10 protein-coding genes are annotated in these 8,921 nt (G+C 68.4%); 4 read left to right on the top strand and 6 right to left on the bottom strand.

Translation table 11 applies throughout. The annotated features are described in order from the left end of the window. The first annotated feature begins 15 nt into the window (after positions 1–15). The 3 genes from DSX2_RS12990 to DSX2_RS12980 all read left to right on the top strand — a co-directional run bounded on the left by DSX2_RS12990 (position 16) and on the right by DSX2_RS12980 (position 2,269). Positions 16–459, top strand: coding sequence for a PPC domain-containing DNA-binding protein (locus DSX2_RS12990; RefSeq protein WP_020881548.1), 444 nt, complete (start codon positions 16–18; stop codon positions 457–459). Positions 460–461: 2 nt separating this feature from the next. Then, entirely contained in the window at positions 462–1,670 is a 1,209-nt protein-coding gene (gene lhgO / locus DSX2_RS12985) for an L-2-hydroxyglutarate oxidase (protein ID WP_020881547.1), read from the top strand. Positions 1,671–1,879: 209 nt separating this feature from the next. Beyond that, positions 1,880–2,269: a hypothetical protein gene (locus tag DSX2_RS12980; RefSeq protein ID WP_020881546.1), complete on the top strand. Its 390-nt coding sequence runs from the start codon at positions 1,880–1,882 to the stop codon at positions 2,267–2,269. Positions 2,270–2,293: 24 nt separating this feature from the next. Here the strand turns inward: DSX2_RS12980 and DSX2_RS12975 are convergent, their stop codons facing one another. The 6 genes from DSX2_RS12975 to ybgF form a co-directional block, all read right to left on the bottom strand. Continuing rightward, positions 2,294–3,391, bottom strand: coding sequence for a tyrosine recombinase XerC (locus tag DSX2_RS12975; protein WP_084486602.1), 1,098 nt, complete (start codon positions 3,389–3,391; stop codon positions 2,294–2,296). Next, positions 3,312–4,328, bottom strand: a complete 1,017-nt coding sequence (locus DSX2_RS12970) for a response regulator (RefSeq protein WP_020881544.1) — start codon at positions 4,326–4,328, stop codon at positions 3,312–3,314. The genes DSX2_RS12975 and DSX2_RS12970 overlap by 80 nt, the downstream gene beginning before the upstream one ends. A gap of 8 nt (positions 4,329–4,336) precedes the next feature. After that, entirely contained in the window at positions 4,337–5,176 is an 840-nt protein-coding gene (locus DSX2_RS12965; protein ID WP_020881543.1) for an HDOD domain-containing protein, read from the bottom strand. Further along, complete coding sequence (locus tag DSX2_RS12960; protein ID WP_020881542.1) at positions 5,173–5,559, bottom strand: hypothetical protein; 387 nt, start codon at positions 5,557–5,559, stop codon at positions 5,173–5,175. Before DSX2_RS12960 ends, DSX2_RS12965 begins: the two co-directional genes overlap by 4 nt. A gap of 90 nt (positions 5,560–5,649) precedes the next feature. Further along, positions 5,650–6,924, bottom strand: a complete 1,275-nt coding sequence (gene dprA, locus DSX2_RS12955; protein WP_020881541.1) for a DNA-processing protein DprA — start codon at positions 6,922–6,924, stop codon at positions 5,650–5,652. A gap of 40 nt (positions 6,925–6,964) precedes the next feature. Next, complete coding sequence (gene ybgF, locus DSX2_RS12950) at positions 6,965–7,717, bottom strand: tol-pal system protein YbgF (protein WP_020881540.1); 753 nt, start codon at positions 7,715–7,717, stop codon at positions 6,965–6,967. A 224-nt stretch (positions 7,718–7,941) separates the two neighbouring features. Between ybgF and DSX2_RS12945 the strand changes: the two genes are divergently transcribed. Continuing rightward, positions 7,942–8,883 carry a hypothetical protein gene (locus DSX2_RS12945; protein ID WP_020881539.1) on the top strand — a complete coding sequence of 314 codons (942 nt, stop codon included), beginning with the start codon at positions 7,942–7,944 and terminating at the stop codon, positions 8,881–8,883. Positions 8,884–8,921 lie beyond the last annotated feature (38 nt).

Raw genomic sequence — 8,921 nt, 5'->3', positions numbered from 1 at the left:
AAAGGAGGAATCATCATGCTGGTATCTGAAGGCCGCATCGGCCGCGTCTTCGTCGTCCGCCTGGAGGACGGCGACCGCCTGCCCGACGCCCTTGAAGCCCTGGCCGCGGAAAAGAAGCTCGCGGCCGGCGTCTGCATGCTGCTCGGCGGCGCCAGGGAAGGCAGGCTGGTGACCGGCCCGCTGGACGGCGAGGCCGCGCAGATCAGGCCCATCATCGAAAGCTTCGGCGAGGTCCACGAGATGGCCGCCCTGGGCACCATCTTCCCGGACGCCGAGGGCACGCCGCGCCTGCACATGCACGGCAGCTTCGGCCGGGCCAATGCGACCAGGACCGGCTGCATGCGCCAGGGCGTGGACGTCTGGCGGCTGGCGGAATGCGTGGTCATCGAGGTGCTCGACGCGGACATGGTCCGCAAGGTGGACCCGGCCTTCGGCTTCGAGGTCCTGACCGGCCGCTGAGCATGGAAAGCGCGCGGATCGTCGTCTGCGGCGGGGGCGTGGTCGGCCTGACACTGGCCCGGGAGCTGCTCGCGCGGGGCGAGGACTCCGTGGCCGTGCTCGAGAAGGAGCCGGACGTGGGACTGCACGCCTCGGGCCGCAACTCGGGCGTACTGCACGCGGGCATCTACTACGCCGAAGGAAGCGAGAAGGCCCGCACCTGCCTTGCCGGAAACCGCCTGATGAAGGCCTATTGCCGCGAGCAGGGCCTGCCGCTTCTGGAAAACGGGAAGGTCATGGTCACGGCGAGCGAGGCGCAGCTCCCGGTGCTGCACGAGCTGCACCGCCGGGCCCTGGCCGCCGGCGCCGACGTGGCCCTGGTCGACGCGCATGAGCTGGCCGAGATCGAACCCCACGCACGAACCTGCGGCCAGGCGCTCCACTCGCGCGAGACGGCGGTCATCTCGCCCAAGGCCGTGATGCACAGCCTGCGCGCCGAATTGGAGGCCGCGCCGGGCGCGCGACTGCTGCGCGGCTGCCGCGTGCTCGGCCGCGGCCCTGCCCATGACGGAAGGCGGAGCGTGGAAACCACGCTCGGCCGCATCGGTTACGAGGTCCTCGTCAACGCCTCCGGCGCCCATGCGGACAAGGTCGCGGCCATGTTCGGCGCAGGGCTTGGCTACCGCCTGCTGCCCTTCAAGGGGCTCTACCGCCGCCTCGTCCCCGAGCGGACGCACCTCGTGCGGGGCAGCGTCTACCCGGTGCCGGACATCAGGAACCCCTTCCTCGGCGTGCACTTCACGCGCTCGGTCACGGGCGAGGTGCACATCGGCCCCACGGCCATTCCGGCCTTCGGCCGCGAGAACTACGGCATCCTCAAGGGACTGGACGCCGAGGCGGTCTCCATCCTCCTGCGCGACGCCCGGCTTTTCGTGCACAACCCGAAATTTCGCAGCGTGGCCCTCTCCGAGCCGCGCAAGTACCTCTTCGCGGCCTTCTTCCGCGATGCCGCGCGCCTGCTGCGCGACCTGCGGCCCGAGGACATCGCTCCGAGCGCCAAGGTCGGCATCCGGCCGCAGCTCGTGGACGTCACGAGCAACGAGCTGGTCATGGACTTCGTGCTCGAACGGAGCGGACACGAGCTGCACGTGCTGAACGCAATCTCCCCGGCCTTCACCAGCTCCCTGGCCTTCGCCTCCCGCCTGGCGGACCGCGTCCTCGCCATGCTCTAGCCCGTCGGGCGCAACGCGCTTTCCTTGTTCCCGGCTGGACAAACCCCCTCGAAAAAAGGCCCACCCCGAGTTGAACGCGATCCCAACCTGTCCATCGGACAGGGTTTTCCCATGTGAAAAAACATTCTTGAACAGCCCTGTAGCCAAACGCCAAGGCAACGGATATACACGCTATTGATCCAAAATAGCTTGTCCACAAGGAGGGCGTCATGCACATCTTGCCGGAACCTGCACGAACGCGATTCCCCGAGGTCATCCCCGTCCCGGGATTCCTCGCCGATGCGAACGCGACGGCCGCCGCATGGATGCCGTCGTCCCTCCATCCCTGCCCCGGGTGCGGGATCGACGAGGTTCTCGCGCTCGGCTGCTACGGCGCCCGCCTGCTCATGGCGGGTCATGCCCTTCAGGTGGGCGACAGGCTGGTGCTGCAGGGATTCCAGGACAGGACGAACGGTGAGCAGGCGGCCATGAGCTGCGAGGTGGTGCGCTGCCCGCCGGATGAAATCTGGGTCGCCTTCGACGCGGAACTGCCGCCCGCTCTCACATCCGGCCCGTTGCTGCGCGTGGTGCGGATGCTGCCGGTCTGTCCCCTGGATTAGTTCGAGAATTCCCGGGCCCTGGACCTAGTCGTCGTCCGGGGCCTTGCGCCCCGTGCGGACGTCGTTGCCGTCCGCAACGGACGGCATTTCCTCCGGCCGTTTCGGCTTGGCGTGGGGCTGTTCCGGGCCGCTCCCTTCCCTGGCGGCACGCGGGTGGGCCTTGTCGTAGGTCTGCATGAGGTGCTGCATGTTCAGGTGCGTGTAGCGCTGCGTGGTGGTCAGCCGCTCGTGGCCCAGCAGCTCCTGCACGCTGCGCAGGTCCGCTCCGGCCTCCAGCATGTGCGTGGCGAAGCTGTGGCGCAGGGTGTGCGGGCTGATGCGCTGCGGCAGCCCCGAGACGCCTGCGAGGCGCTGCACGATGCGCTGCGCCTCGCGCCGGTCGAGCCGGGCCCCGCGCTGCCCCACGAAAAGCGCCCGCTCGCGCGCGTCAGCGGCCAGGGCGCCCCGCTGCTCGATCCAGCGCGCGATGCGCGTGAGCGCCTGGGTGCCGAGCGGGGCCAGCCGCTCCTTGCCGCCCTTGCCCATGATCCTGACCAGTCCGAGCGAGGGGTCGATGTCCTCCACGTCCAGGCCCAGCGCCTCGCTGATGCGAAGCCCCGCGCCGTAGAGCAGCTCGGCCAGGGCCAGGTCGCGCAGCCCGGCGGGATCGGGATCGACGTGCGCCTCGAGCAGGGCCAGGGCCTGGTCCACGTTGAGGGCGCGGGGATGGCGCTTGTCCTGCTTGGGGTTCGAGAGCCCGGCCAGCGGAGTTGCGGAAACCTCGCCCACCGTGCGCAGGAAGCGGAAGAAGCCGCGCAGGCTCGAGAGCTTGCGCGCCATGGAGCTCTTCTTGGTACCCGCGCGGTGCAGCATGGCCAGATGGCCGCGCACGTGGTTCTTGTCGATGCGCGCGGGCGTGTCCAGGGAAAGCCCCTGGTCCGCGAGGTAGTCGGCGAACTGCGCGAGGTCGCGGCCGTAGGCCGCGCAGGTGGCCCCGGAATAGCCCTTCTCCGCGGCAAGGTAATCCAGGTAGCGGTGAAGCAGCTCGGAAGGCGCCGGAGGCTCAGTCGTCTCCGGGCCCTTCCTCAGGTTCTTCCGCGGATACTTCCGCTGGGACGGGGGAGTCCCGCCTGTCGAGGACATAGCAGCTCTTGGGGTTTTCCTTGGCCTTCTTCTTGAGCGCGCCGGCGATGGCCGAGGCCTCGCCGTAATGGCCCAGGCGGCCGTCGGTGTTGAAGACCACGGCGATGGACACGGCCATGAGCGGGAACTCCCGCACCTGTCCCTGACGGTCCGTGGAGCGGATGAAGCCCTGGGCGCGGTCGTCCGCGTCGTAGAAATGCGGCACGATGCCGTCGAAGCTCTGGATGATGCGCTTGCAGGCATCCTCCACAATGTCCGGCGGGGTGATGAAGACGAAGTCGTCGCCGCCCACGTGGCCGACGAAGGTCTTGGAGTTCCCGAAGCTGCGGATGGTGTTGACGATGACCCTGGCGGACATCATCAGCACCTCGTCGCCGCGCGAAAAGCCGTACTTGTCGTTGAAGGACTTGAAATAGTCGAGGTCCACGTAAGCCAGGGCGAAGTCTTCCTTGCGGTCGATGAGCTCCTGGATGCGCTGGATGATGCTCGTGTTGCCCGGCAGCTTGGACAAGGGGTTGGCGTCCAGGCTGCGCATGGCCCGCGAGAGCGTGAGGCAGATGCGCGAGCGGATCTCGTCGGGATCGTAGGGCGCGATCAGGAAGTCGTCGCACTCGATGCGCCCGAAATCGACCCCCCTGGCCAGGTCCTCGCGCGTCAGGCAGAGGACCACGGGCAGCTGTCGGTAGACGTTCTCGCTCTTGACCAGGGCGGCCACCTCGCCGCCCGAGATGTCGGGAAGGTTGTAGTCCACAACGAGCAGGTCTGGCGGCTCGTTGAAGAGCGTCTCCACGGCCGTGCGGCCGCGCTCGAAGGAGACCCACTCCATCTCCTCGCTGCTCCACAGGGACTGCAGGAGGGTGCGCAGCTCGGGGTCGGGCGAGATGCAGAAGACCCGCTGCCGCCGCTGGAACCTGCACGCTGCCGGACACTCGCTCATCGATCGCCTCAGGAGAAGTTGAGGTCGGCCACGTCGACCAACTCTCGGCCCAGCGTGTCCATGATTTCCTCGAGGTCCTGCGTCTTGAGCTTCAGCTGACGCAGGGCTTCGGGCAGGAGCACGGGCACCTGGTCGTCGCCGCCGGAGCCGAACTCGAAGACGCGCACCAGGAAGTCGCCCACGTGGATCACGGCCGCGATGTCCGGATAGAGGGGCGCGAGCTGCGGCTTGTGGTGGTAGGACATGCCCTCCTTCAGGTTGGGGGGCAGGTGCCAGTTGTCGGCCAGCCAGGCGTTGATGCGGTCGTGGCCGAAGCCCATGACCAGCTTCTCGGCCTCGAAATAGGAGACGTCGCGTGCCTTCACGGTCTGCATGACCTGCTGCTCCATCTCCGGAAGCTGCACGGCCATGACCACCTTGCCCAGGTCGTGCAGCAGTCCGGCCACGGAATATTCCTCCGGGTCCTTGAAGCCGACCTTGCGCGCGATGCAGTTGCAGGCCAGGGCACAGCCCACGCTGTGCTCCCACAGCCCCTGCATGGCCTTGACCATCATGTCGAAGACCGAGGTGGAGATGATGATGCCGCGGATGACGTTGACGCCGAGCAGCACCAGCGCGTGCTGGACAGAACCGATGCGGCCCGGGAAGCCGTAGATGGGCGAGTTGACCATCTTCAGGACCTTGGCCGAGAGGACCTGGTCCGTGGAGATGATCTTGGCGATCTCCTCCATGGAGGACTCGGGGTTCTCGAGAAGCTCGGTGACCTTGTCCAGGACCTTGGGCAGCGTCGGCAGGCTCCGGACCTCCAGGACGACTTCCCTGGTATCGCTCTTCAGATCGCTGCTCATGCGCTCTTCCCGGCCTCGCCGGCCCCGGAGCCGGCAGCCGCCTTGCCCGCGCCCTTGGCCGCGCCTTCGGCGGCTGCCCGAATTTCAAAGTAGTGCTTGAGGAATTTCTTGACCCGCAGCATCCACTCGTTCCCGTCGTAGCGACGGAAGAGGTGGTCGATCCGCTTCAGGCGGTCGGCGGCCGAGGTGTTCACCCCCGCCTCGTCGAGCTGCACCGGGTTGCCCTCCACGGTGATGGTCTCGACGTTCATGTTCTCGAGCCTGAAGATGACCGAGTCCGTGAGCTCCGTGCCTTCGCCGACGATGACGATGCTGTTGTCCTTGAGCACCGCCTTGGCGAGAATCATGCCCGGAGCGGCGAGAGTGAGGGGAATCTTCTGCATGGTATCCGCAAGGCGCCCGTAAAATGCGCCGGGCTGCGGCCCGGGCGTCGTCCTTCTGGTTGCTGCATCACTGACGGCCTTGGCCGCAGTCTAAGGGAGAGAATAATACATGCCGGGCCATTGTCGCACAAGACCCTTGACCTCCAGTTCGACAAGGAGCCCGCAGGCCTCCCCGGCCGCGAGCCCCAGGGCGCGGGTCATGGCGTCTATGTGCATCCGCCCTGCGCCGGAGAGGAGATCGAGCAGCGCCCGGGCCGTGTCCGGCAGGGACGGGGCCGGGAGTTGCGCGTCGTCCGCGGCGGGCACCGCGTCCTGCTGCGGCTGCTCCTCGTCGGCCACATCCGCGGGAGGTTTCTGCGCCGATGCCGGACGTTCCGCCGGTGGCTTCACCAGGTCCCCCGACGGCGACACGGGGGAAGGCGCAGGGGAAGGCGGCGTCTCGGCCGCCGCGGCCAGGCGCGGCGCATCCACGAGATGGGCCAGCTGGTAGCGCAGCACGCCGAGCACGCTCTGCGCGTCGGCCACCGGGTGGGCGCCCTGGCCGAGCAGCTCGTTGCAGCCGGTGAAGGTGGGATCGTCGATGCGGCCGGGCAGGGCGAAGACCTCGCGCCCCTGCTCCATGCCCAGGCGGGCGGTGATCAGGCTGCCGCTGCCGGGAGCCGCCTCGACCACCCAGACGCCGAGCGAGAGCCCGGCGATGATCCGGTTGCGCACAGGAAAGTTCCTCGCCTCGGGCAGGGTTCCGGGTGCGTATTCCGTGACCACCGCTCCCTTGGCGCAGAGCGTTCGGTAAAGGTCGGCGTTGGTCTCGGGGTAGACCCGGTCCATGCCGCTGCCGAGCACCGCCACCGAGCCGCCCACACCGGCCAGACCGCCCAGGTGCGCCTGCCGGTCTATGCCGTAGGCCATGCCCGAGACGATGCACAGCCCGAACGAGGACATCTCCTCGCACACGCGCCGCGCAGTGGACAGGCCGTAGCGCGAGCACATGCGCGCGCCGACGACGGCCACGCAAGGGGCGGACAGGAGCGAGACGTCGCCGCGCACGTAGAGCAGCACGGGCGGGTCGGGAATCTCGCGCAGCAGCGGGGGGTAGCGCGTCTCGGCGATGGTCAGGGTGCGCAGGCCGAGCCGCTTGGCCGAGGCGTACTCCTCCTCTGCGGCGTCGCGCCAGACGCGTTCGGCAAAGGCCTTGGCCGCAGGAGCGCGTGCGAGCCTGCGCTCCGGCCACTCGCCCGCGTGCCGCGCGGCCTCGACCAGGCTGCCGTAGGCCGCGGCCAGGGCCTTGGCGCTCTTCGGACCTATGCCCGGAGTGTGCCTGAGCGCAAGGGCCGCCCGGTACTCGTCGTGCGCGCTCTCTGCCATGCGCCGTCCCGGATCGCCTGCTGCCCGTGGCGAGCGCGGCCTACTGGCCCAGTTCCTTGAGCTTGGCCCGGGCCAGGGGCGCGGCCTCGGCCTTGGGATACTCGTCCAGCAGGGCCTTCAGGTAGAAGACCGCGTTCTTCGGGTCCTGGAGCTTCTCGTAGGCGTAGGCGGTCTTGAGCAGGGCGTCCGGAGCCTTGGGGCTCTTGGGGAACTTCTGCAGGACTTCCTTGAAGGTCAGGATGGACTGGGCGTAGCGCTGCTCGCCGTAATAGGTCTCGCCCGTCCAGTACAGGGCGTTGGGCGCGTACTCGCCCTGCGGGTTGCTTTCGAGGTAGGAGGTGAAGTCGTCGCGCGCACTCGCGTACTTCTCGGCCATGATCAGCTTCACGCCGCGCTCGTAGAGCGCCTTGCCGTGCAGCTCGGGCGCCTTGGCGGCGGAAGACTTGGGTGCGGCCTCGGCCGGGCTCTCGGACGCTGCGCTCATGGAGGACGGAGGTTCGGGAACGGCCATGGGCTGGATGGTGTCGTCTGCGCCGGAAGATTCGCCCGTGTCCTCGGATTCGAGGTGGCGGAGCCGTTCCTCCACCTGGTTCAGCCGCTCCTCGAGCACGGAAAGGCGGGCCGTGACGTCCTTGGCGAACTTCTGTTGATCGGCTTCCTGCTGGCGCTCGGCCTCCTTGAACTGCAGGAAGTTCTCCTCGAGGTTCTGCAGCCGCCACTCGTCGCTCCCGGCAGCGGCGGAACAACCGCTGAGCAGAATCATCAGGCAGATCAACAGTCCGACTCGTCGCATCCTCGCCTCCGCGTTCGCATTTCCAGCCCGGTCTACCGTCAAAGGCATAGGCGTAAACGCCTTCTGAATCAAGTGCGCGGGCTGCCTTCCGGCTCGACGCGACCGCCTCTCCCTTGCGAAGCCCGGTCTTTTGAGGCAGAACGACCCCGAATCGATCCGCCGCGGCCCGCTTGGCACAGCGCCGGATCCGCCCTGGATGCAACACTCAGAACCGGAGGCAGGGAATGCCTTTTTCCAGTGCCGACGCGCTCATAGCAGCCAACGCGCTGCCGCTGTCGTTCAACCTGGTGCTCTCGCTCGCAGCCATCGGGCTGCCTCTGACCGAGGGCGTCAACGAGCTCCTGGCCCGTTCGCGCGGCCAGGTCTTCATCAAGAAATGCGCCCGCCAGACCACTCCCCTGGGGCTCGTCCTGGCGCTCTACTCCCTGCTCGTCTGCGGCGGGGCCGCCTACATGGTCGTGGCCCGCACGGGCGGCGGGGAGCTCGTCTCCCGTTTCGCCCTGCCGGTGCTCCTGCCGCTCGCCTGCTGGCTGGTGTTCTCCGCGCTGCACGCCCTGACCTGGGACAAGCTCAAGGGCGCACCCCTCGCGCACGCCTGGCTCGGCATCCTGTCCGGCCTGTGCGGCCTGGTCGGCGTGCACTCCGTGGCCGCCCTCATCCGGGCCTCCCTTGCCCCGGTGCACGCCGCGGGAAGCGAGATGCCCACCCTCGCCCAGCAGCTGCTGCCCCCGACCGGCGCCGCGCACTGGCCCCTGCTCGCGCAGTTCGTACTGCTCGCTCCCGCCGCGGCAGGCGCCCTCTCCCTGCTCTGGCTCCTCTTCCGCAGGCACCGCGACGACTGGGGCCGCGACTACTACACCTTCGCCATGCGCCTGTGCGCTCGCTGGGCAGGCGTCTTCCTGCTTTTCTCCATCCTCGTCCAGGTCTGGCTGGTCCTCTCGCTGCGCGTCCTGCCGCCCGCCTCGCTGATGCGTCCCGAGCAAGCCGGTCCGTGGATCGCGGGGCAGATCCTGGGGCTGGTCGCGGCATGGCTGCTCCTGCGCCTCTCCAAGAGCGAGACTCCGCTGCGCGGCAAGGCCGAGGTCGCGGGCGCCCTGCTCTGCCTCTGGCTCATGGCCGCAGGCACGGTCTTCGCCGTGCTCAAGTTCCTGCTCGTGAGCTTCTAGCGCCCCCAAGGCCCTGCGCCGCCACTGAAAAAGGCCCG

This window comes from Desulfovibrio sp. X2 (assembly GCF_000422205.1).
Taxonomy (GTDB): Bacteria; Desulfobacterota; Desulfovibrionia; order Desulfovibrionales; family Desulfovibrionaceae; genus Alkalidesulfovibrio.
The sequence above is the reverse complement of the archived record's forward strand: the minus strand, read 5'-3'. Positions and strand labels throughout refer to the sequence as shown.

Excerpts from the sequence above, each read along its gene's own strand:
- DSX2_RS12965 (WP_020881543.1), bottom strand. The coding sequence starts at position 5,176 with ATGAGCAGCGATCTGAAGAGCGATACCAGGGAAGTCGTCCTGGAGGTC.
- DSX2_RS12960 (WP_020881542.1), bottom strand. The coding sequence starts at position 5,559 with ATGCAGAAGATTCCCCTCACTCTCGCCGCTCCGGGCATGATTCTCGCC.
- DSX2_RS12990 (WP_020881548.1), top strand. The coding sequence starts at position 16 with ATGCTGGTATCTGAAGGCCGCATCGGCCGCGTCTTCGTCGTCCGCCTG.
- DSX2_RS12975 (WP_084486602.1), bottom strand. The coding sequence starts at position 3,391 with ATGTCCTCGACAGGCGGGACTCCCCCGTCCCAGCGGAAGTATCCGCGG.
- DSX2_RS12980 (WP_020881546.1), top strand. The coding sequence starts at position 1,880 with ATGCACATCTTGCCGGAACCTGCACGAACGCGATTCCCCGAGGTCATC.
- DSX2_RS12945 (WP_020881539.1), top strand. The coding sequence starts at position 7,942 with ATGCCTTTTTCCAGTGCCGACGCGCTCATAGCAGCCAACGCGCTGCCG.
- DSX2_RS12970 (WP_020881544.1), bottom strand. The coding sequence starts at position 4,328 with ATGAGCGAGTGTCCGGCAGCGTGCAGGTTCCAGCGGCGGCAGCGGGTC.
- ybgF (WP_020881540.1), bottom strand. The coding sequence starts at position 7,717 with ATGCGACGAGTCGGACTGTTGATCTGCCTGATGATTCTGCTCAGCGGT.
- dprA (WP_020881541.1), bottom strand. The coding sequence starts at position 6,924 with ATGGCAGAGAGCGCGCACGACGAGTACCGGGCGGCCCTTGCGCTCAGG.
- lhgO (WP_020881547.1), top strand. The coding sequence starts at position 462 with ATGGAAAGCGCGCGGATCGTCGTCTGCGGCGGGGGCGTGGTCGGCCTG.